The organism is Vibrio ruber DSM 16370 (assembly GCF_900163965.1).
Lineage (GTDB): Bacteria > Pseudomonadota > Gammaproteobacteria > Enterobacterales > Vibrionaceae > Vibrio > Vibrio ruber.
On record NZ_FULE01000025.1, the window covers coordinates 36,298 to 61,262 of the forward strand.

Annotated in this window: 16 protein-coding genes; 2 read left to right on the forward strand and 14 right to left on the reverse strand. The window is 44.5% G+C overall.

Annotation, left to right across the window (positions count from 1 at the left end; translation table 11 throughout):
• Positions 1-38: 38 nt before the first annotated feature.
• The 13 genes from rmf to msrC all read right to left on the reverse strand — a co-directional run bounded on the left by rmf (position 39) and on the right by msrC (position 20,754).
• On the reverse strand, positions 39-212 hold the full coding sequence (gene rmf / locus VR7878_RS08850) for a ribosome modulation factor (RefSeq protein WP_059122701.1): 174 nt from the start codon (positions 210-212) through the stop codon (positions 39-41).
• 172 nt (positions 213-384) lie between these two features.
• The gene (locus tag VR7878_RS08855) at positions 385-2,088 is read right to left on the reverse strand and encodes a DUF3466 family protein (RefSeq protein WP_077335364.1); all 1,704 of its coding nucleotides are present in this window, start codon (positions 2,086-2,088) and stop codon (positions 385-387) included.
• Positions 2,088-4,037 (reverse strand): ABC transporter ATP-binding protein, encoded by a 1,950-nt coding sequence (locus tag VR7878_RS08860; protein ID WP_077335366.1) that lies wholly within the window; start codon positions 4,035-4,037, stop codon positions 2,088-2,090. Before VR7878_RS08860 ends, VR7878_RS08855 begins: the two co-directional genes overlap by 1 nt.
• 221 nt (positions 4,038-4,258) lie before the next feature.
• Entirely contained in the window at positions 4,259-6,388 is a 2,130-nt protein-coding gene (gene rlmKL, locus VR7878_RS08865) for a bifunctional 23S rRNA (guanine(2069)-N(7))-methyltransferase RlmK/23S rRNA (guanine(2445)-N(2))-methyltransferase RlmL (RefSeq protein ID WP_077335368.1), read from the reverse strand.
• A gap of 419 nt (positions 6,389-6,807) precedes the next feature.
• Positions 6,808-7,344: a cell division protein ZapC gene (locus VR7878_RS08870; protein WP_077335370.1), complete on the reverse strand. Its 537-nt coding sequence runs from the start codon at positions 7,342-7,344 to the stop codon at positions 6,808-6,810.
• A 179-nt stretch (positions 7,345-7,523) separates the two neighbouring features.
• Complete coding sequence (gene pyrD, locus VR7878_RS08875; RefSeq protein WP_077335372.1) at positions 7,524-8,534, reverse strand: quinone-dependent dihydroorotate dehydrogenase; 1,011 nt, start codon at positions 8,532-8,534, stop codon at positions 7,524-7,526.
• Positions 8,535-8,580: 46 nt separating this feature from the next.
• Complete coding sequence (locus VR7878_RS08880) at positions 8,581-13,428, reverse strand: NAD-glutamate dehydrogenase (RefSeq protein WP_077335374.1); 4,848 nt, start codon at positions 13,426-13,428, stop codon at positions 8,581-8,583.
• A gap of 152 nt (positions 13,429-13,580) precedes the next feature.
• A complete protein-coding gene (locus VR7878_RS08885) occupies positions 13,581-13,799 on the reverse strand; it encodes a DUF2835 domain-containing protein (RefSeq protein ID WP_077335466.1) in 219 nt (72 codons plus the stop codon).
• A 77-nt stretch (positions 13,800-13,876) separates the two neighbouring features.
• Positions 13,877-16,480: an aminopeptidase N gene (gene pepN, locus VR7878_RS08890; protein WP_077335376.1), complete on the reverse strand. Its 2,604-nt coding sequence runs from the start codon at positions 16,478-16,480 to the stop codon at positions 13,877-13,879.
• Positions 16,481-16,698: 218 nt separating this feature from the next.
• A complete protein-coding gene (locus VR7878_RS08895) occupies positions 16,699-17,358 on the reverse strand; it encodes a hypothetical protein (RefSeq protein WP_139344062.1) in 660 nt (219 codons plus the stop codon).
• Between the two features lie 184 nt (positions 17,359-17,542).
• Complete coding sequence (gene prc, locus VR7878_RS08900) at positions 17,543-19,549, reverse strand: carboxy terminal-processing peptidase (RefSeq protein ID WP_077335380.1); 2,007 nt, start codon at positions 19,547-19,549, stop codon at positions 17,543-17,545.
• A 17-nt stretch (positions 19,550-19,566) separates the two neighbouring features.
• Positions 19,567-20,178 (reverse strand): RNA chaperone ProQ, encoded by a 612-nt coding sequence (gene proQ, locus VR7878_RS08905; protein ID WP_077335382.1) that lies wholly within the window; start codon positions 20,176-20,178, stop codon positions 19,567-19,569.
• A gap of 90 nt (positions 20,179-20,268) precedes the next feature.
• Positions 20,269-20,754 (reverse strand): free L-methionine (R)-S-oxide reductase MsrC, encoded by a 486-nt coding sequence (gene msrC, locus VR7878_RS08910; protein ID WP_077335384.1) that lies wholly within the window; start codon positions 20,752-20,754, stop codon positions 20,269-20,271.
• A 280-nt stretch (positions 20,755-21,034) separates the two neighbouring features.
• Between msrC and rsmF the strand changes: the two genes are divergently transcribed.
• Positions 21,035-22,462, forward strand: a complete 1,428-nt coding sequence (rsmF, locus tag VR7878_RS08915) for a 16S rRNA (cytosine(1407)-C(5))-methyltransferase RsmF (protein ID WP_077335386.1) — start codon at positions 21,035-21,037, stop codon at positions 22,460-22,462.
• 138 nt (positions 22,463-22,600) lie between these two features.
• On the opposite strand, the gene VR7878_RS08920 is transcribed toward rsmF, so the two are convergent.
• Positions 22,601-23,446, reverse strand: a complete 846-nt coding sequence (locus tag VR7878_RS08920; protein ID WP_077335388.1) for a CvfB family protein — start codon at positions 23,444-23,446, stop codon at positions 22,601-22,603.
• 146 nt (positions 23,447-23,592) lie between these two features.
• Between VR7878_RS08920 and VR7878_RS08925 the strand changes: the two genes are divergently transcribed.
• The gene (locus VR7878_RS08925) at positions 23,593-24,957 is read left to right on the forward strand and encodes a hypothetical protein (protein ID WP_077335390.1); all 1,365 of its coding nucleotides are present in this window, start codon (positions 23,593-23,595) and stop codon (positions 24,955-24,957) included.
• Positions 24,958-24,965: the final 8 nt, after the last annotated feature.

Consider the following 24,965-nt stretch of genomic DNA (forward strand, 5'->3'; position numbering starts at 1 on the left):
CTATAGGGGCTATTTCTCAGTGTATGTGGAATGTTTCGTTATTTATAGAGACCCGAATTCTTATCATCTCTGGCTTCGCGCCAACCGCCCATCCAATAGGAGCGAACATCCATCTGTTGGTAAGGGCACTCTTCAGCAGAGCGACCATTTAACCCTGCTTTGTACCCTTGAGACTGTGCTCTTCCCAGACGATCTCGCTTTTGTCTCTTCATAGTAAAGTCCTCATACATTAACGATTCATTAACTGATAACTGTTACAGCGATGTGGCTTTTTTATGACCACATCTCTAAGAATCGCTCAATTAAGAATCAGACTCAAGCATAAAAAGAGGCCAGAAAGCGTGCAAATCCAAATCTGTGACCTATTCCGATTATTGACAAAACTCACCATTTTCGACGGAACAAAAGCAGTGTCAGTAGTGTCAAACCTGCGCTACCCAAAGCACCACCACTGCGCTTAGCTGCGTTTGATTCCAGTCCTCTGGGGCTGATATCACTACTGGTTGCGTTTTCGATCGGGATCAACTTCACCGCAACGGTTGTCTCTGTCTGTCCGCCATTACCACATGTTGCATTGTGAGCCGTTGAATCGTATCCGCCACTACATTTAATCGCAGTTGCAGCAATCACACCCGCATCGTTGATATCGGATGCGTTGAGAATGCGATACTGGTTATTATTGGCAGAGAAATTACCACCATTGGTCAAATCATCCAGTAACCAAGCCCGGTTGGCAAAGATGCCCATTCGTGTGGCGTTACTACCGGCTGTATTATACGGATAGATAAAAGCACGTTTTCTGCGCGGCTTACCACTACTTTCACGGTTGGATTCTGTATCGACCTGACCAACAATTTCGTTAAAATTATTGATCGCATTGGCATGGCCGCCCGCACCGGAAAACGAAATATTATCCGAGATAAACTGCGCTGACGGAGATGCAGCACTGACATCCGGCACAACAAAAAACCGATTGGCGGCCGCACCACCCGATGGCCGGCTTCCCGCCCGTTTCGCTTCACCTATTGCAACCAGATTATCATTCACGGCAGTCAAAACAGTATTGCTATAGATACGATCACTGCCTGACTTGGTCTTCGCGTTATTAATCTCAGTCGGAGTCCAGTTTGATGCTGTTGCATAATCACTGCTAGCGACTTTAAAGACCGTTGCATTCATAAAATTATTGTCCCTGTCATAAGTATTGTAACCAACCCCGTAGATGGTTCCGCTCTTAACGACAAAATCACGTATACTACCCTGAGCCAGACGTTGATCTTTCTCCTGACTGACACCAGAGCCCCAACCAATTTTAACCACTACACCATCACTGCCCCAAATCGCGGCATTAGAGCTGTAATAGTTACCAAAAGTATTGGTCCGATTATCAGATACACTACCGACCGTGAAAGTACCGTCCGTTTTCCAGGCCCGGGATTTATCAAATCCATTCTTTATAGGTTTTAAAGATGCTGGAACTTGGGCTTCAACAGTCTGACGATTATCCCCAGTCGAGCTTCGAATACCAACAGGCTTTGAATCTGTTGTCAGGCTATTAATTACTATATTAAAATTAATACCATCTACAATAGAAGGACTACCTTCAACGAACGCCATCGCGTTAACAGTGATATCCCCGCTCAACTCACGTTGCCACTCCGCCCAATGGACTTCACCCCAGGCATCACAAGTTGAGTAGAGTAACTCACTCGCACAATAATTCTTCATATCGTTTTCGGTCTGAGCATAAGAGAACGCGTTATCCATCCCGAATGGTGCTTCCTCCCGGTAACTCATCCCGTCAACCGCCTGACCGGCCATGGTTTTCTGAATCCGCGTTTCTCCGGCGAGCGTAAAGTCAGAACAAGCCGTCCCGCCGATTGAGCTGGCGAGAAAACAACTATTGAAGTTGGTGGCTGAACTACTATCATCCGTCGAGGGTTGAATCGCGACACCAAAGGCACTTTGAAAACTCCCTGAAGAAACGGGAGGCGTCACTTCAACCACTTGATAAAGGGCTGCGTGCGCCTGTGTGGCTGCAAATACAGAAAAGGCTAAGAGCGATATATTTGTCTTGATTGGTGTCATTATGATTTACTGTCCTGTTGTAATGCTTCAAGCTCTTCCCAGCGGTTAAATGCCTGCTCAAGCTCTGCTTCTGCTGCATCTAATCGTTCTAAAATGGGTTGAGTCTGTTCCACACCCTGCGAAAAAAAGTCAGCATCGTTGACTTGTGCCTGAAGTGTCGCGATCTCTTGTTCCAAAGCTTCAAGCTGTTCCGGAAGCGACTCAAGTTCACGTTGCTGCTTATAAGATAACTTTTTACCTTTACTGACCTTCGCAGGTGGGTTGTTTGTTGCTGAAGACTCCGAGGTTTGTGCCGGCGGTAAATCCGACGGTGACGCCTGGCGCTTCATCTCTTCATTTCTTGCGGCCAATACTTGTTTGCGCTGTTGCTGCGCATCGTGATATCCGCCGACAAATTCTTCAATCCGGCCATTGCCTTCAAAAATCCAGCTGGTCATCACCGTATTATCTACAAAATGACGATCATGGCTGACCAGAAGTAATGTACCCTGATAATTGGCAAGTAAATCTTCCAAAAGTTCCAATGTCTCGATATCTAAATCGTTCGTTGGTTCATCCAACACCAAAAGGTTATTCGGACGCAGGAAGATTCGGGCTAACAATAATCGGTTTTTTTCTCCGCCAGATAACGCTTTTACCGGGGTTCTTGCCCGCTTCGGAGAAAATAGAAAATCTTGCAAATAGCTTAAAGCATGGCGCTGACGCCCACCGACCATGACTTCCTGCTTACCGTCAGCCAGATTATCAATCACTGTCTTTTCAGGATCCAATTTCTCCCGATACTGGTCAAAATAGGCAACTTCCAGTTTTGTCCCACAATGTAAGCGGCCATGAGTCGGTTGAATTTGCCCTAATAACAATTTTAACAGGGTACTTTTACCGCAACCGTTTGGCCCGATCAAGGCAATTCGGTCTCCCCGCATAACATTAAAGCTAAAATTATCAATAATGCAGCGCCCGTCAATCTCATACGAAAGATTTTCAGCCTCAAAAACAATCTTCCCAGAGCGAACCGTATCATCAAGTTGCAGGTTGACTTTACCTTGAACATCACGACGCTCAGTGCGCTCTTGGCGAAGTTTCTTTAATGCCCTTACCCGCCCTTCATTGCGGGTTCTACGGGCTTTAATCCCCTGACGAATCCAAACTTCTTCCTGAGCCAATTTCTTATCAAATTCAGCATTTTGTAATTCTTCAACCCGTAACAACTCTTCTTTTTCAGTCAGATATTGTTCATAACTGGCGGTGAATGAAGCCAGTTGTCCGCGATCTAAATCGACAATCCGAGTAGCCATTGACTGGATAAAGCTGCGGTCATGCGAAATAAAGATAATTGACCCTTTAAAATCTTTGAGAAAACTTTCCAGCCATTCAATCGTCGTTACATCCAAATGGTTTGTCGGCTCATCAAGCAACAACACATCCGGATCACAGACCAATGCTCGTGCCAGTGCAGCCTTACGCTGCCATCCGCCAGACAAATCAGTCAGTAAGGTATGTTCATCAAGATTTAACGAGGCGAGGACATTCTTAATCCGTTCATCAAAACGCCATCCGCCATTGTGATCCAGTTGTTCCTGCACTTGTGCGAGCCGTGCAATATTTTTCTCGCTCGGATCATGTTCCACCAACGTCAGTAACTCTTGATAGCGTTGGAGCTGCTTACCAACCTCAGCAAGACCGTCAGCAACATACTCAAATACAGTCCCTTCCTGATTTCTGGGCGGATCTTGCTCCAGACGGGAAACCACAACGTCCTGCGTCACCGTCATCTTTCCATCATCCAGATGAATCTCCCCGCAGAGAACTTTCATCAGGGTTGATTTCCCCGCACCATTTCTGCCCACCAGACAGACTCGCTCGTTTTCTTGCAAAGAAAAATCAATATGATCGAGCAACGGATGATCACCAAATGCCAGATATCCGTTATGAATGCTTATTAATGCCATATGCTGCTAACCAAATCTTGAATGCTGTGAATATAAACGGCTACTTTCATACTAATCTCTAAGAAATCCGAGCGCCACCAAGTGACAGCGTCACTCAAGTTAAACTTGTATTATTTTCAGTCGTAGCCATTCATTGACAAAGCAGGCTGACTTTCGGTCAGTCTGCTCAACGAAGTAAATTACTGAACTGTATGCTATCGGGAAATGAAGCAATATATCAATTATTCCGAATCAGCTTCGCAATGACGAATGATCCAACAGTTATGGATCTGCTGATGCCGTTTAAAATCTAAAGGCAGTGTTTGTGATGAGATATTCTCTGCAGAGAGCTGCAATGCACTCATCCCTTCCATATCCATCTTAAACTGCCGCTTATTATTGGAGAACACGATTACACCATCCTGACGCAGAATACGCTTCAGATGTTGCATTAAATGGATGTGATCCCGCTGGACATCAAATGTCCCTGCCATACGTTTCGAATTCGAGAATGTCGGGGGATCAATAAAAATTAAATCATACTGGCCTTTGGCTTGTTCAAGCCATTGCAGACAATCGGCTTGCTCGTAGCGATGTTGCCGCCCTATCTGCTTATTCAGAGCCATATTATCTTTCGCCCACTCCAGATAGGTTTTCGACATATCAACCGTTGTGGTTGATTTTGCCCCGCCTAAAGCTGCATGAACCGTTGCTGTCCCGGTATAAGCGAACAAATTAAGAAAATCACGCCCTTTTGCCATTTCTCCCAGACGCCGGCGCGTTAAGCGGTGATCGAGAAACAGCCCTGTATCGAGATAATCATATAAATTGACAATAAACTGAACACCATATTCCTGTACTTGTGAAGTTTTGGCTTTGGTGGACATTTTCTGATACTGCGTATGTCCTTTCTGTTTTTCCCGCACTTTCAGGACAATATGATTCGCATCGACATCCATTACCTGCGTTGTAGCCCGGATCATATCGGTCAGACGTCGTTTGGCCTTCTCCGGTGCAATCGATTTTGGTGCCGCATACTCCTGTATGACAACATGGTCACCATACACATCAATCGCAGCATTATAGTCCGGAAGGTCGGCATCATAGACGCGATAGCAATCAAGTTGTTCTCGCTTCGCCCATACTGAGATTTTTGCAATATTCTTGCGTAAACGATTAGCAAAATCGGCAGCAACTTCCTGAGTTGCCGACTGCCGCTGGGACTCATCCCGCTCAGCAATAGAATAAAATTTTAAGTGACAAGGTAACGAACCATTTCTCATTTTGAATTGTTTATCAGCCCGCATCCGCAGACAGCTTAATAACTCATCAGAACTGGAAAGAAACATCGCCTTGCATCCGCCAAACTCAGATTTCAGTTGCGCACCTAGCGAAGCATACAATGCAATCAGACTTGGCTCCGTCCCTAACCGCTCACCGTAAGGTGGATTAGAAATAATTAAACCCGTCTGAAAAGATGCCGGACACTGTAACTTTGTAGCATCCATTGACTGAAACTCGATCAGATCACGAACACCGGCACGACGCGCGTTTTCTTTTGCCAAATTCAGCATCTTCTCATCATAGTCATAACCATAAATCGGCACAGAAACTTGTTTGATTCCCTTTTTCGACTGAACAGTGGCTTGTGTTTTAACTTGTGTCCAAATCTCCGGCTCATAATCAGGCAGAGACTGAAATCCCCAGTGAGATCGTTTGATACCAGGGGCGATCCCTGCGGCGATCATCGCAGCTTCAATCACGATCGTACCGGATCCACACATCGGATCCAGCAGCGCAACATCACCCTGCCAACCACTGCGCATAATCATTGCAGCGGCAAGGGTTTCTCTCAACGGTGCAGCGCCGGCTTCGGTTCGGTAGCCTCTGATATGCAGACTTCCGCCAACCATATCGATCCCCATGATTGCTTTTTCTTTATTAAGCCGTACATGCACCCGAAGATCCGGACGATCTTTACTGATCATTGGTCGAGGTAAGTTTCCTTTCGTAAAATGATCAACGATCGCATCTTTTACTTTCACAGCGCCGTACTGACTATTGCGGATCGATTGATTGGTACCGTTAAAGTCAACAATCAACGTTCCCGATGGCTGTAAGTAATCACTCCACCGGATGGCTGATGCTGAGAGATAAAGATCCATATCATCCTGACACGAAAATTCGGAAAGAATTCGGATAAAACGTGAAGCAATTCTGCTCCAAAGACAACAACGATAAATAAGTTCATTGCTGGCGCGGAACCGGACACCGGCCTGAACGACTTGGGTGTCACTGACACCTAAACGGTTCAACTCTTCTGCTAATAAATTCTCAAGTCCGATTGAAGTCGTGGCTAAATACTGATGCATCGTTGGTCTTTATACTCTGAAAATTGGTTCGCAATTATACCTGACATTCGACTATTTGGGTAAATCAAACCACGGAATTTTTCTTTTTCTACTCTGAAAATCTTCATTTTTCACTTCCTTATATATCAACACTTTCCCAGTAAGTGAGTATTTATTCACTTATAAATTGGTCTATACCAGAACCCTATTTACAATGTAAATTAATTACAAAAACAGACAAAAAGAGGAACTTCTATCTTAAAAAGGTCATCACTGTAGGGGTTATCATCACCGCATTGGTGATAAATTTATCGAAATTTATGGATGAATCTCACAGTTGAGATATCCAACTTCATGGAAGGGAGAGAATATCAGACAAAAAAAATCGGCCTTTCAGCCGATGGGAAATAAAAAAAGGAACAAAATACGAATGGAAATCACTAGCCAACTAAGGCTACTGGTTGTGAACCTAGGTTCACGTACTCCATACGATCATGCATCACTTTGATAGCCTGACCATATGTGAGTTCTTTACCCGGAGCAAGTGTAAATGCTTCAAGTTCAATGCTGGCGCATAAACTGGCATATTCACCCACTTCCAGAACAATAAATCGGCCTGCGTTCATCCGGTTCTTCAGCTGGATAATGTCCCCGACATGTGGGACAGTTTCAGTATTCTGGATATCAAAGAACCAACTTTTCGGCTGAACCGGTTTATGAAATCTTTTCGCTGCAACACAGTTTAGAATCAATTCCACTTTTCTTGGTTCCGACAAGTCCAGATACTCAACGCTCTCTCTAAACACTTGGTAATCACTGGCATCATCAACGGTGAACTGACCAGAAGTAAAAGCGCAAGTAACAAGCAATTTTTTGGGTAAAAGGGTTTTAAAAACCATCTCATTTCCCAAATCGAGCATTAAGTAGCCTTCTCTGTCACAAAAATACCAGTTCCATTTGTCACTCGGTTTTAGCATATTACGACTCTTTTCATGCGGTTCATTTATGATACTCGTGCCCTGTCAGAGCAGGTTTACCAACGTAATCAATACCATTCTAAAAGTGAAAAGAGAAAAAAAAAGAGGAAATGAAATCTCATTTCCTCTCGATAATTTCAGGCTAATTTGGTGCAAATCAGCTCAATATTGTCAAATCACTATAAATTTTTGACGATGTCTCTTACTAGACCAGGCCCATGGTAAATAAAACCAGTGTAGACCTGCACCAATTTAGCACCGGCTAGCAATTTTTCTTTCGCGGACACATAGGAATCAATCCCGCCGACACCAATGATCGGAATCTGTTCTCCCAATTCCTGATATAACTTGCGAATCACTTCAGTACTTCTGAGTTGTACAGGACGCCCGCTCAACCCTCCCGCTTCAGTAGCGTGTTTCATCCCCGTTACGATTGAACGATCCAAAGTCGTATTGGTTGCAATTACCCCGTCGATATTATTACGAAGCAAGGATTGACAGATCTGTTCTAATTCATCATCGCTTAAATCAGGTGCTATTTTTAATGCAAGCGGCACATATTTATCGTGCTGCTTCGCTAATTCGGCTTGCTTTGCTTTTAATAACGTCAGTAATTCATCCAACGCTTCTCCATACTGCAACGAACGTAGCCCCGGTGTATTCGGTGATGAGATATTGACGGCAATATATCCGGCATATGGATAGACTTTTTCCATACAGATCAAGTAATCATCAGATCCTTTCTCGATCGGTGTATCTTTATTCTTACCAATATTGATCCCCAAAACACCATCATAGTTAGCCTTTTTGACATTTTCGATGAGTTGATCAACCCCTTGGTTATTAAACCCCATACGATTAATAATCCCTTCCGCTTCCACCAGCCGGAACAGTCGGGGTTTATCATTCCCGGGTTGTGGTTTTGGTGTGACAGTGCCGACTTCGACAAAACCAAATCCCATCGCACCAAATGCATCGATACATTCTCCGTTTTTATCCAGCCCTGCCGCCAATCCGACCGGGTTTTTGAACGTCAGACCCATGCATTCAACCGGACGATGCGGTAAATGCTGACGGTAAAGGAGATCGAGAGGTGTACCGGTGAAACGTTTAAAGTTTTGAATTGCAAGATCATGTGCCTTTTCGGCATCTAACTGGAAAAAGCCACTTCTGGCGATACGGTAAAGCATTGTGCCTCCGAAAGAAAAAAGCCCCGTACAAACGGGGCATTATTATTTACTCATTTGCCGCACAATTCAAATTTAATAGTGTCAGTTCCCTGAGTGCCACTGAGAATTTGGCAAATTCATGAACAGCACCGACTTTAAACTCGTTGAGAATATTTTCCCACCGTTGCAGAGTTGTCTGATTCGCTTCGATCCATTGTTCCAATAGTTCAATCTCATCAAATGAATCCCCGAGACAACCACAGGAAAGTACCTGAGATGTTAACTGACGCTGTTGCCAGTCAAGATCTTCTCTGAATGCAGCCCGGGCCAAAGCTTGCCAGTTATTGTCAACGGCCTGATGATTGATTTGCTCCAGGAACCAATGGAGCGATAACCGGACACCGAGATGGAAATACAATTTCGCCGTTTGCTGCACCGTAATCCCTTTCTCTCTGGCGACAATACAAATATCCAGTGCAGAATTGAGACTGGAAAGCCGGGAAACATAACGTGCCATCTCTTCCTCAATCCCCTGTCCGATCCAACGGTTGGCAAGTGCATCATGATCACTGATTTCTCTGCCGACCAGAACCTCATTCAGATGAGCCGCGATTTGTTGTACATCATCTTTATAAAGTTCAATCAGTTCATTGACCGATTTTTTACCCATATGATTACGGAGAATCCAACGGGACAAACGTCTTAAAAACCGCCGGACAACTCCCAGCACTTCATATTGTGCTGCGGTTGTGGCCTGATTATCCAGTACCCGGATTTTTTCCATAATATGGTCAAGATTATAAATATCCCGGGCCGCACAATAAGCATTGGTTATCTCAACGACACCGGCTCCGGTTTCATCCTGCAAACGAGAGACAAAATTACAGCCCATTTCATTGACCATCTGATTCGCCAGTGCTGTTGCAATGATTTCTATCCGCAATGGGTGGGTCGGTAGCAACTCACGATAGTTACGGCGTAACTCAGAAGGGAAGTATTGAATCAACTGCTCAGCATGGTAGCTGTCACTGGCTATCCTTTCATCGGCCAGTTGTTCTTTCAAGACCATTTTTGCGTAAGCAATCAGCACGGAAAGTTCAGGGCGAGTCAGCCCGACTTCCTGTTTTTCGCGCTCCAAGAGTGTTTCATCATCAGGCAGGTATTCCAGCGCCCGATCCAAAGCACCACTCTTTTCAAGTGCATGAATAAAGCGGATCTGCTCTTTAACCTGAGATACTCCCTGCACTTCTGCCACTGAAATTGACTCAGCCTGCTGGTAAGCATCGGCAAGCACAATCTCTCCGACTTCATCCTGCATGGATTGTAGTAACTGATTACGCTTCTTCATGGTCAACTCACCATGAGCAACCAAGGTGTTGAGGAAGATCTTAATATTGACTTCATTATCCGAACAATCAACACCACCGACATTATCGACAAAATCAGTATTGATTCGTCCGCCTTTCAGGGAATATTCGATGCGTCCTAACTGGGTCATTCCAAGGTTACCGCCTTCACCGACAATTTTAGCCTGCAAATCAGCACCATTAATTCTCACAGCATCGTTAGCCCGGTCACCGACGTCAGCATCCGTTTCCTTAGCCGCCTTCACATAAGTACCGATTCCGCCATTCCACAGTAAATCGACATCCATTTTCAGGATTAAACGGATCAAATCATTCGGCGCCAGCCGTTTTTGATCCGTTTGCAGCATGGTACGAACTTCCGGTGACAGTGTGATTGATTTCGCCTTGCGCGAGAAGATCCCACCACCTTTTGAGATCAGTTTCTGATCATAATCTTCCCATGATGATCTGGGTAATTTAAATAAACGATCCCGTTCCTGCCAGCTTCGTGCAGGATCCGGATCGGGATCCAAGAAAATATGCAGATGGTTGAAAGCGGCGAGCAAACGCGTATGTTGCGATAACAACATACCGTTACCAAACACGTCACCGGCCATATCACCGATCCCAATAGCAGTAAATTCAGAGGTCTGACAATCCACACCTAACTCACGGAAATGGCGTTTAACTGATTCCCAGCCACCTTTGGCGGTGATACCCATCGCTTTGTGGTCGTAGCCATTCGAACCACCGGATGCAAATGCATCCCCTAGCCAGAAGTCATAGGCCTGTGAAACAGCGTTGGCGATATCAGAAAATGTTGCCGTTCCTTTATCTGCCGCAACAACCAGATATGGATCATCAGGGTCATGACGAACTACATGAGCCGGCGGTACTACTTCCCCTTCTTGAATATTGTCCGTGATATCCAGTAATCCCTGAATAAACTGGCGATAACACCGTTGTCCTTCCGCAAAAATTTCATCGCGGTTACTGAACAAATACTGTTTCTTACAGATGAAGCCGCCTTTCGCTCCCACCGGAACAATAACGGTATTCTTGACTTGCTGGGCTTTCACCAATCCCAGAATTTCGGTTCGGTAGTCTTCCAGCCGATCTGACCAACGTAATCCCCCCCGGGCAACTTTGCCCCCCCGTAAATGGACACCTTCAACATCCGGCGCATAAACAAAAATCTCATAAGCGGGTACCGGAGCAGGAATATCGGGGATGTCACGCGGGCTCAGTTTCATCGACAACCAAGGCTTGGGCTGCCCTTGTTCATCAGTCTGGAAGTAATTGGTTCGTAGTGTGGCCTGAATCATTTCCATATAACGCCGCAAAATCCGGTCATCATCAAGGCTTTCAACATCTTCAAGTTGGGCTGAAAGTTCATGCACCAGCTTCTCAAATGCCCGAATCCGTTTTTGCTCATCCAGAGCCGGATTGAAGCGCACGGTAAATAAGCCGACGAGACCTTTGGCCAGATTCGGATAGTGATTCAGTGTATCTTCAATATATTGTTGGCTGAACGGGAACCCGACTTGCCGCATATACCGGGCATAAGCTCTCAGAATAGAGACTTCTCTTCCCGTCAGTGAAGCGCTCAGTACCAAACGGTTAAATCCGTCATTATCGAGCTCTCCGCGCCAGATCGCAGCAAAAGCCTGTTGGAAACGATCTCGTGATTCACGAATATCAATCGCCATGTCAGTTTTATGCAACATGGAGAAGTCGAGAATCCAGTAAGTCTGGCCGTTCGTTTTATCAACCTCATAAGGAGACTCACCAATCACCCGCAGTCCGAGATTTTCGAGCATTGGCATGACATCGGACAAATGGATCGGTTCATCCCGATGATAGAGTTTCAGTTTAACCACTTTGGAGTGACGATCTTCTTCCTGTGGGCGATAGAACAGCATATCTAATTTATGTGATTCACTTAAAGACTCCAGCCGCTCAATGTCCGCAACAGCCGTACTTGGCATCATGGCTTCTTTATAAGATCGCGGAAAAGATCGCATATACTCTTTTGAAAGCGGTAATCCTTTACTCTCACCCAAATTGGCAACAATGGCTTCAGATAATCGATCATCCCAACTGGTGGATGCTTCCATCAGGTTCTGCTCTATTCTTTTCACATCAACATCCATATTGTTGTTATCAACCCGCACAATGTAATGTGTCCGGGCTAACGGGCTCTCAGAGAAATACACGGTGTAATCCACCGGTTGTTTGGAGCCAAAATAATCAGCAAGTACCGCTTGAGTTTTCTTTCTCAGCTCTGTCGTATGCCGATCTCTCGCGACATAAACCATACAACTAAAGAAACGTCCGAATGGATCTTTGCGAACAAATAGCCGTAACAGATCCCGATCCTGCATCTGAACCACGCCCATGCCGACTTCGAGTAACTCTTCCTCATTGGCTTGTAACAGTTCATCCCGCGGATAATTTTCAAGAATATTGTGCAACGCTTTATACGAATAAGCGCCCTCACGATAACCGCTGGCAGCAAGGATCCGGTCGACTTTATCACGGATCAACGGGATACTTTCGACGGTTTGGTTATAAACCGCTGAAGTGTACAAACCCGTAAAACGATGTTCCCCGATCACTTTGCCGTTTTTATCAAATTTTTTGATCCCGATATAGTCGGTATAAGCCGGACGATGGATCCGGGACTGACCATTCCCTTTGGTCATGATCAATAAGAATGGTTTGGTTGCCTCTAAGCGCGCTGAATCAGAAAAATCTGAGAGCTTGACTCCTCTTACCCGCTTTGGATTGGAAAAAAGCCCCAGTCCGGCATCGTCGGTCGGTCTCAGTTCCCCGCCTTCCGAGGTATCGATCAAGTCGTACTCTTTGTAGCCCATAAAGGTGAAATTATGGTTGGCCAACCAACGTAAAAATTCAATGGTTTCTGAGAAGCGCCCTTCATCAACCGGTAGTTGCTTCCGCTGTTTTTCTAGTTGCTGAATGACACGATTCAGTTGTTCGACCATCGGCAACCAGTCCCTGACAACCAATCCCGTATCAGCGATCACCCGGCTGACTTCATCACGCAGGTGTTTTATTTTTTGGCTATCGGTTAATCGATCCACCTCGATGTGAAACATCGAATGTAATTCGCCCTCACGCTGACCAATGGTGATAATTTTATTATTCTCATCACGCTGAATCTGAGCAGGACCATGCAACATAATATGACAAGCCAGATCAAGACGGTTCAACACCATTTTGATGGAATCAACCAGAAAAGGCGTATCGGGAACAACGATTTCAATAATTGTATGCGTCGATTGCCATCCGTGTTTGCTGACCACCGGGTTAAAAACTTTGACGGATTGTTCTGTGACTTTGGCTTCATTCAAATGATGCCAAAGGCTAATCACCGCACCATAAAGATCGGACTCCGTTCGATCAATCAGGTCATCCTGTGACACGTTATTAAAAAGATGCTGCGCTAACTGCTTCACGACCGAATGTTGCTCAGAATCTAATTTCGACTGAATCAGTTGGTATACTTTCTCGACTAAAACTGGCTGTAATGTATCGCGGGAGCCCATAGAAACCTCATCTATTACTGGATTACCTGTTATTCTTATTAGTTTATGCGTTCAAGAGAATATTTTTGTAAAACAAACAACTGAATTGTGAAGTAATTTTAATAAAAATTAACTAATTCGCATCACAAAAGAGAAAATGTGTTGCGTAAATGTCAAATTAATTCGAGGCGCTGGAATTTATATTGGGCATCAGTGGTGAGCCGGAATCTGCCCTTCAAACCAAACTGAGTCAAATAAGGACGAAAATGTGTCGCGGGGAGTTGCAGTGTCAGTCCATTATCCGTTTTCACCACAAGATGACTGGCGGAACCGGAGTAATGTGCAAGATATTCCTGATAAGGAATATAAATCGAAAAATAAAAATATTTCATCAGTGAACAATGACCGTAGCAAACGATGACCGTGGCCAAGCCACGGTCTTTCCTCATTTTAACCAATGATAATACAACTAAGCTTCCAGAGCTTTGGTGACTTTTTCATATAAATCTTTCGCTAAATTATCCATACTGAGCAACGCTTCTAACTCTTGCTTCATCAGTTTCTGACGAGCTTCATCATAACGTTTATATTTCAGTAACGGATCAATTAAACGCGAAGCAACTTGCGGGTTGGTCGTATTGAGTTGCTGTAATATTTCACCGGCAAAACGGTAACCACTACCGGACTTGTCATGAAAATGCGCAGGGTTCTGATTCAGGAATGAACCGATCAGACTCCGGATGCGATTCGGGTTTTTCAGCGTAAATGCTTGATGACTCATTGTTTGCTGAATCACCGTTAATGCGTCATCAGCCGGATTCGTACCTTGTAACGCAAACCATTTATCCATCACCAGACCATCATGTTTCCACTGACTGCTATAGTCAGACATCAATGTTTCCCGACAAGGCAGCTCAGCCTGATTGGCCGCAGTCATTGCCGCGATTGTATCGGTCATATTGTTGGCATTTTGGTATTGCCGGCGTACCAATTCATCACCTTGCTCTGTCAATGCTAAATAGGATAAACAGGTATTTCTCAGCGAACGTTGACCAATTGCGGCGTGCTCAATCGTATACTCATTTTGCTTCAACGAGTGATAAAATGCAGAGAATTCATCTTGTAACGATTGCGCTAAAGCAAGTTTGATCGCTTTCAGCACCACTGAGATAGCATCGACATCAACGGTTTCAAACCAACCTGACACTTCATTATGATTTGGCAATGCCAACATTTCGGCAATAAATTCATGTTCCAAAGACGGGTCAAGCAATACCCCACGGAAAGCATCCATCACCGATTCAGGCAACGCCACTGATTGTCCCTGTTGCACTCGCTCAATATTGGCACGGATATATTTAGCAATAAGCATCTGTCCGGCATCCCAGCGAGCAAATTCATTTCTCGCATGTATCATCAAAAATGCTAACGCTTCATCCTGATAGTCATAAACCAATTTTACGGGAGCTGAAAATTCTTTCAGCAGTGAAGGAACCGGCTCACTGGTAATCGATTCAAACACAAATGTCTGTTCACCTTGGGTAACATTCAATACATCAGATACTTTTTCACCGTTACAGCGTAACTCAAAAATATTTCCCTCGGCATCGTAGAGTTCGATAGCAAAAGGAATGTGCAGTGGCTGCTTTTCTTTTTGATCGGCCGTCGGTGGTGTGTGTTGTTTCACTGATAAAGTAAAGGTTTGTGCATCTTGATCATAAACACCACTCACATGAAGTTCCGGTGTTCCCGATTGGCTGTACCACAAACGGAATTGCTGTAAATCAACACCCGACGCATCTTCCATTGCAGCAACGAAATCTTCGCACGTTGCAGCCGTACCATCATGGCGTTCGAAGTAAAGCTTCATCCCTTTCTGGAAATTACTTTCACCGAGCAATGTATGAATCATCCGAATCACTTCACTGCCTTTTTCATAGACCGTCAAGGTATAGAAGTTATTCATCTCTATCACTTGTTCCGGACGAATCGGATGTGACATCGGTGAAGCATCTTCGGCAAACTGTGGCCCACGAATAATCCGAACATTATGAATGCGATTCACAGCCCGGGAGCCCAAATCAGAAGAGAACTCTTGATCACGGAAAACAGTCAACCCTTCTTTCAGACTGAGCTGGAACCAATCCCGGCACGTAACACGGTTCCCGGTCCAGTTATGAAAATACTCGTGACCAATCACCGACTCAATTCCGAGATAATCAGTATCTGTGGCCGTCTGGTCATTGGCTAAAACGAATTTAGAGTTAAAGACATTTAATCCTTTATTCTCCATCGCCCCCATATTAAAGAAATCGACAGCCACGACCATGTAGATGTCGAGATCATATTCCAGCCCGAATCGCTCCTCATCCCACTTCATTGCATTGATAAGCGAACGCATCGCGTGGTGTGCCCGGTCTAAATTGCCTTTATCAACAAAAATTTCAAGCGTAACATCCCGGCCAGATACAGTTTGATAAGAATCGCGAAGCACATCAAAATCACCGGCCACCAGCGCAAACAAATATGATGGTTTCGGATGTGGATCTTCCCAGCGAACCCAGGATTTCCCCTCATCAGTTGTTCCTTGGGCAACTTTATTCCCGTTACTGAGCAGATAAGGATAATTCTGTGGCGCTATAATTGTTGTGGTATAACGTGCCAGTACATCAGGCCGGTCAAGATAATAAGTAATTCTGCGGAACCCTTCAGCTTCACATTGTGTGCAGAATGCACCGTCAGATAAATACAATCCTTCCAATGCAGTATTTTCTGCCGGATTAATCAGCGTCTCTATTTGTAATTCAAATTGAGTCGGGAGATTATTCAATTCTAAACCAGCTTCGACAATCCGGTAGTCTGTCCACAATTGCTGGTTAACCTGAACACTCACCAATTCAATATCTTCTCCATCGAGTATCAACTGATTGCTTTCTTGTAACTGTTTCACCTGAGAAACCGCAACGACGCGGGTTTGATTTTCGTGAAGATCAAATGTGAGATTGAGATCAGTGATCGTATGAGAAGGCGATTGATAATCTTTACGATACTTGGCTTGAAGCATACTTGCCATCTTGAATCCTTTTACGTTAACGATATAAAACTTTTCCAGAACATGCGGAAATAGATTTTGTCAGAGATATAGAACGTCTTTCACGCCTATAGATAGAGCTACTCTAGGCGATTCTTGTATTAATCTCAATGACCGGAGCGAGATTAATCCGAAGATACACAGCTTGGTTATCTCATTGTGATTTAATCGGTTCCATACTGAACAGTTCGTTCCCGGACTCACTGAACCCGGTTCAGTACTGCGACCATCGCTCCGTTTTCAAAATTGACTGTCAGCTGATCGGCATTAACCTGAAAACGGGTATCGTGTTCCCCCTGCTCATACAGTAAAACCAGATGGTCATTTTCGGTATAATAGACACCACGGTGAACGGCTTCATTACCCTGTCCGTCAACAGAACGGATAAAAAATAAAAAATCCGGTTGGAGAATCAATTGCATTTGTGTCACCCCAATCACATCTAACTCCGTTCCCGATAGGTGATCACTTTGCCAGTAGCCGACCAAAGAGCGTGAAAGCGCTTTGAAGAAAGTCACACCATTTAACATGAGCCGATTATGGGTGGTTTGATAGACATAAGTTTGTGGCTCCATACTGTGGGTACCGAGCATTAATGTATTCTGACTGACTGCATATCCACCTTCCCAATATTCAACGGAACTATCACGCTTTTTAACCTGAACAGCAAATGTGTAACTGGAACTCAGCGTCAAATGGATGGACATAAAATCTTGATGCGGGTCGTCGGGATCCGGATTAACCAGATACCACTCCCCGACCAAAAAGGGAAAATCAAACTGAGTGAGATCATTCTTGTGACTAGTAGTAAACCCGCTACCGGAACACACGAAGCTGAGGATGGCAACATACCATTTCACATTTCGCATCAGACAGACTCCTCACTTTTTTCTTTAAGCTTAGAATCCATATATTGATAAAGCGAACAATTCCATCATTTACTAACAGAGCAAGGAAGACAATGACAGGCGATCTAAAAGCAGACAAAAAAGAAAACGCGCTTGTAAAAAGCGCGTTTGTCTAAGCTAAAATCAAAAGATGAAATTAAGCACCAATCTTGACCATATCAACAGTGATTGCGACAGCTTCATCCAAATAAGCATCCGGAGCGACATAGTCCTTCGGCACATCTTCTAACTTGGCGTAAGGCTTTTTGCCTGCTTGCTTCTGACGCAGATTGATCCGTTTTAATTTCAACGCATCCTCAGTTTCCATTTCCTGACGTCTGACAGCTTCATTCAGAGAAAGCCAATTTTCACCCTCTTTCTCCTGTTTATACTTGGCAATATCTTGCTCGATAAACTGAAACTCCATGTCTTTAGCAATGCGTTTTTCATGGCGTTTTTGTAGCGTCTGAATCAGCTTCTGATAGTGATGAACTTGGCTGTAATCAGCACGGCCAATACTATCCCAAGGCAACGCATTGTCTTCAACACTTTCGCCAGTCTCACTCGGATCGACGGCTGTCGGGAATGCAATATCAGGGGCAACGCCTTTATCCTGAGTGCTCCCGCCATTGATGCGATAAAACTTCTGAATAGTATATTGAATGTATCCCAGTGGTTCACTGAACAAATCATAAATACTATTCAATGAGTAATGTTGCTGAACGGTTCCCTTGCCATAAGAGTTTTCACCGAGAATCACCGCGCGATCATAATCTTGCATGGCTGCCGCAAAAATTTCAGAAGCCGAAGCACTATAACGATTAATCAATACCGTCAGAGGGCCGTCATAACTACTCTTGCCATCCGTATCACTGTTGATATTGACTTGACCACGACTGTCACGCACCTGAACAACCGGCCCTTTTTTAATAAACAAGCCAGTTAATGCCGTCGCTTCCGTCAAAGCGCCACCACCGTTATTACGCAGATCAACAATCACACCATCAATGTGCTGCTTCTTAAATTCTGTCAGCAATTTATCGGTATCCCGGGAAAGTCCGACATAAAAACTAGGGACTTCAAGCACCCCGATTTTCTTACCATCCCGCTCAATAACTTTTGATTTAACTGCGCGGTCTTCCAGACGAATCTTATCTCGTGTAATTGTGACAATGTGACTTTTGGCGTTCTTCCCTTCAGGCAGAACTTGCAGCTTGACCTCGGTACCTTTTGGCCCTTTGATCAATTGAACCACATCATCCAGACGCCAGCCGATCACATCAACGATTGCCTTACCTTCCTGACCGACACCGATGATACGGTCACCTTCAGCAAGTTTGTGACTTTTATCCGCGGGGCCGCCAGCAACCAATGAACGAATCACAGTGTAATCATCTGTCATTTGCAAGACAGCACCAATCCCTTCGAGGGACAGATTCATTTCTGATTTAAACTGCTCGGCACTGCGGGGAGAAAGATAGCTGGTATGCGGATCGATCTGACGCGCAAAAGCATTCATATATAGTTGAAATACATCTTCACTATGAGTCTGGGTTAAGCGCTTGATCGCATTATTATAGCGTTTCGTCAGCGTCTCTTTGATTTCCGGCCATTTCTTTCCGGTCAGTTTCAAATTCAACGCATCATATTTCACTCGCTTACGCCATAAATCATCCAATTCCTGCTGATTCTTTGGCCATGCCTCTTTAGAACGATCTAATTCAATCGATTCTTTGGTATCAAACTTTATTTCATGATCCAATAATGAAAGCGCATATTTAAATCGTTCATAACGCTTTTTAACTGAGATGTTATATACGTCAAAAGCGATTTGATCGTTGCCTGAATTGAGTTGGTCATCCAATTCAACCGACCACTGTTTAAACCCATCGATATCTTTCTGAGTAAAAATATTACGGTTGTAATCGAGTAATCCAAGATAACGCTGAAATATTTTTTTGGAAAAAGCATCATCCAGATAAATATGCTTATAGTGAGACTGAACAAACTTATTCTTGACCCGTTCCGTGGCGAGCGAATGTTGACTTTCGGGAGTAAGAACAGGCAAATCCGATTCACGGATTGAAGGTGCAGAGGCTTGAACAGAAGAGACTGCCAGCCAAAGGCCAGCAGCAATTAATGTCAGTTTTGAACGGCATTTCATGCGTAGGAGGTTCTCCTTTATGCGCTTAAGTACTCCGCTTTAACGACCATTTGCAGGCCATTTCCAAGCTGTACGCGCACATCTTCCTTATTGATCTCAACAATGGTCGCAGCCATGTTACCTTTACCCATGTTGACTTTGACCTGACGACCTACACTTAGTTCATCAGCATTCAACGCCCGGGGTTGTACAGTTTTTTCCTGAGCACGTTTTGCAGTTTTTGCCTTAGGATTTGGCTTTCTGGTCTTAGGCTGTGCATTGTTCTTTTCTTGTTTCTGTTTTTCTTTGCGTCGAGCCTGAACTTTTGCCTTACTCTCGGCCAGCGTATTCTGGGCATGTTCGACATGTTCTTGCTCTAATGTACCACATGGATTCCCATCTAAGTCAACTCGTTCAGCACCGGGTTTTACGCCATGCAGATAACGCCATGATGAGGTGTACTGTCTTAACGCTGCACGAAGTTGAGTTTTACTCACCTTCGGATCACCTTCCAAACGTTCAACAAGATCTTGAAAAATGCCAATTTTCAGTGGCTGAGCTTCACCTTCAAGAGTGAAGCATTTTGGGAAACATTCAGCAATATATGCAATAACTTCTTTGCTGTTTTTTAACTTTTCAGTGTTTTCCATGTGGGTTCCTGGTTATTACGGTTTCATTCCGTAAGACATGAAGATATCAATGTTCGGGTATTATAGTGTTCTGAATCGGAAAAACCACCGTCAGACTACAAATAATGTCTCGTTAGTCTGTGAATTAAACAGCTTTTCTACCTGATTCACCATTTCTGTCAAACCTTGTTCGTCAACTTCAGAGAATCGTCCTGTAATCGGACTGTCAATATCCAGTACACCTCTCAATTGACCGTTAATCGAAAAAGGAATCACCAGCTCAGAACGGCTATCGGCATCACAGGCGATATGGCCATCAAACGAATGGACATCAGCAATCCGTTGTACACTGTTGGTCTCAATTGCTGTTCCGCAGACACCTCGTCCGACAGGAATTCGAATACAAGCAGGTTTTCCCTGAAATGGCCCCAATACGAGCTCATCACCTTCTAACAGGTAAAAACCAACCCAATTGATGTCGGTCATTTCCATATTCAGCAGCGCGGATAAATTCGCTAAGTTAGCCACGAGATTGGTTTCAGAACCAATGAATGCCACGGCCTGCTTGGTTAAAAGTCGATACTGTTCAAGTTCCATAAATCTTTCCGTTATCATGCAATCTGTTCAATCATTATTGTAAAAATCGCTTTAAAACAAGTCGGTATATCGCTCAATGATTGATAATACAAGCGAAAACTAACATTCATGTTGTATTGATGCAAATACATCCATAGCTAAGGCAATGTTTACAGCATCAATCGGCCATGATCTCACCTTCAAATACGTTGGAAAGCCCGTCTGATTGTGTATCTTGATATGACTTGTGTATATAATGCAGCGCTTCCCCGCAATTGAACGTTAAATTGAGAGAGTTATTTTGCACACGAATACTTATTTGCCGGATGAATTTCTGCGGACGATCGAACAGATACTGCCATCACAACTGACGATGGATGATTTTATTGCCGCCTGTCAGCGCCCGCTGCGCAAGAGTATTCGCGTCAATACCTTGAAAATATCGGTCACTGATTTTTGTCAGCGAGCCAAAGAAAATGGCTGGCGCCTGACCCCGATTCCTTGGTGTTCAGAGGGATTTTGGGTTGAACCAGAAGATTTCACCACACCGATAGGCAACACTTTCGAACATATGACCGGCTTATTTTATATTCAGGAAGCCAGTTCCATGATGCCGGTCAGTGCACTATTTCATCAGCAGAAAACGGCTTTTGAATCGGTTTTGGATATGGCGGCAGCCCCGGGCTCCAAAACCACTCAGATTGCAGCCCTGATGAATAATCAAGGCATTGTCGTTGCCAATGAGTTTTCAGCCAGTCGAACCAAAGCACTCTACTCCAACATTGAACGCTGTGGCGTCAGAAACAGTGCCCTGACCACATTTGACGGCCGAGTTTTCGGTGAATGGCTTCCCGAACAATTTGATGCAGTATTAATTGATGCACCTTGCTCCGGAGAAGGCACCGTGCGCAAAGATCCGGATGCGATGAAAAACTGGAGCCCGGCATCGATTGCAGCAATTGCTCAAACACAAAAAGCGCTGATAGAAAGTGCTTTCTACGCTTTAAAGCCGGGCGGCATACTGGTTTATTCAACCTGTACCCTGAGCCGTGAAGAAAACCAACATGTCTGTCATCATCTGAAGCAAACTTTCGGTGACGCCGTCACATTTGAGTCCTTAGCATCGCTTTTCCCACAGGCAGAATCGGCATTAACCGAAGAAGGCTTCTTGCATATTTTCCCACAAATTTATGATTGTGAAGGCTTCTTTGTCGCTCGGATTCGCAAGACCGCTGCCGTGCCGGCGCCTCAAGTCACAAAACGGCTCGGCAAGTTTCCTTTTAATAAAGCGACCCTCAATCAGCAACAGACGATTAATCAGGCATTAAAACAGTCACTGGATATCGATTTGCCGACACAGAGTCAGATCTGGCTTCGCGATAATGAAGTATGGCTTTTCCCACAAGCTTTAGAGCCGATGATTGGCCAATTTAAATTCTCCCGTATGGGCATTAAACTGGCTGAATCTCATAAAAAAGGTTATCGCTGGCAACATCAGGTTGTGACGGCACTGACAACAGGACAAGAAACCAAGGCGATAACACTCTCCCGGGAAGAAGCCCGCCAATGGTTTATGGGCAAAGATATTCGTCCTGAACAGACAGCGACCGGTCAGGGCGAAGTTCTGATCCAATATCAGGGCGTGTTTCTCGGACTGGGGAAATGGGTCGGCAACCGGATTAAAAATGGCCTGCCAAGAGAGCTGGTGAGAGACGGTAATTTGTTTTAATTCCCCGTGTTCTGAGCGGTTTTATCCGATAGGTCCTGTACTGACATTTGCTTTGCTCACTCTGGTACAGACAAAAAGCCCGATACCAAAAACTGGTCTCGGGCTTATTTTTACAGCAAGATCGCAGCGTGCAATGATTTACTGAGGATCCTGAATCAATCGGATACCGTTTGCTTCAATATCGACTATTCCCTGTTTATAAAGCTGACCAATCGTCTTCTTATAAGTCCCTTTACTGGTTCGGAATGCTTCAAAAATGGCTTCAGGTGACGATTTATCCCCCAGAGGCAGAAAACCGCCTTTTTGACGGAGCTGAGCAACAATTTTACCACTCAACTCATCAAGTTTGGCGACGCCAAGTTTTTGCAGAGACACATCAATTTTGCCATCATCACGAATCTGCTTCACAAACCCTTTCAGTCTCTTACCGACAAAAACTTTGCCAAAAACATCCGACTGAAACAACATTCCCCAATGCTGGCCATTGATAATCACTTTGTATCCTAAAGCGGAGCGTTCCGCGACCAGTAGATCAACTTTCTCATTGGGCGTGTAATCTGCCGGCGTTTTATCCAGCCACTTATTGAATTTTGTAGTACCGACGATACGGCCGGACGCTTTATCTGTATAGACATAAACCAAAACAGACTGTTCGGCCGTCAGTCGTCCGCGTTGTTCACTAAAAGGAATCAATAAATCTTTACTTTCGATTCCCCAATTGACAAAGGCACCAATGCTGTTGACGCCGACGACTTTCATCATCCCCCATTCTCCGACACAAGCAATCGGGGTTTCTGTTGTGGCCGCGAGCTGACTGTCAGCATCGAAATATAAAAAAACGTCCACGAATGCACCGACTTCAACCGGCTGACGTATCAGCTTCTTCGGCAACATCACCGTGCCATAATCTTTTGCATCGAGAAACACACCAAAATCCGTTTCCCGCAAAATCTCTAGCTGATTGATTTGTCCAATATTAATCATCAAATAGGTCTCATCTCAAATTTGCAGAGATTATACGCGATCTCTGATATCCTTTCTCTACCATTTACAATTATATACTCAGTCAACGTCAGGATTTTATGTCCCTATGGTGATTCAGGTATAGGTGTGTTTACCGGAGGACAGGTTTGATCAAGGTTAGCAAGCATGATGCAATTACGCTGAAAATATCCCATACAATGTCAAAGAGTAAACTTTCCAGTCTGGAAATGTATCTGTTCGTTCCGGGAGAGATCGGGCTCAATCAAGACCTGATTGCCGAAACCGAACTGTATCATAATTGCCTGACCCAAAAACGCGCCTATTACAGCGATAAACATCTCTTGCCGTTGATTCACAGCCGCCTTGCCCAGCGAGGCAGATTGTCATCGACTCAGTATCGTATTAGTTTGAGTCTGTTTGCCTACCAATATGTAATGGCACTCGACAATGCGGTCAGCAATCTGCTCCATGATAGTGACAACGTCACTGAAACTGAGATTGATAATGTTGTTGAACTGACGTTAGATATTCTGCGCCGGCTCAGGCGAACCATTCCCTATGAAGAGACGCTCAAACGGTACTACACCAATATCGATAACTATCTCTCCTGGTATACCGAACAAAAATTCCTTTCTCTGGTCGCGCATTTAACCCGGGACAGTGAGTACAAAACCATTAAAGACCGGTTGATCATTCTGGCAGAAAAAGAGCAGGCTCACCGGGCACTGCATCACTATAACTCTGAACAAGCAGCCCAGGATATCACCCGGATTAGTAATAAGATGCGTCTGTTACGTCGTTTGATCGAGCACCCGGTCATTCTCAAGGAAACCCCCATTGCCTTAGGCAATAATATCCGCCGGGCAGTGAAAGGGCTCGCCACTGGTTTCGTAATGCTTTTTGTGACTATTATCGTTATTTTTGCCCGTGATTACTGGGGAGAGATTACCGCTTCATTTATTGTTGCCATGTCTTTCATTTATGCACTGAGAGAAATATTTAAAGATGATCTGAAAGATATGCTGTGGCGCTGGCTCCGCAAAGGCAAACCGAAATGGAAAAGACGTTACTACGATCCCAGTACGGGGAACCAGATTGGACAAAAATATGAGTGGTTGAATTACCAGTCGATTAGCAATCTTCCGGATCGTATTCAACGTATTCGGAAGAAACGGATTGTTCAACGGGAAGAACAAGTGATCAGCTACCGCTCTGAAACAGAAATGTCAACATCACGCTTTATGAGCGGTTACGAAGAAACCCGTGAAACGATCTACTTTGACTTTCGTGAAATTACGCGACTTTTCGATAAAGATACTTATCGTGTTTATCGCCTGAACAACGGTCAAGTCAGCCGTGAAAAAATTGAAAAACGCCACCTGTTTAATCTCATTATCAAACAGGACAATCATATTGATGAGCCCATGTACTATCGCTGGAAAGTGGTACTCAACCGTAGCAAGATAGTCGCGATTGAGCCGATAGAGCTTACATCTAACGAACTGGAATAAAATCAGAC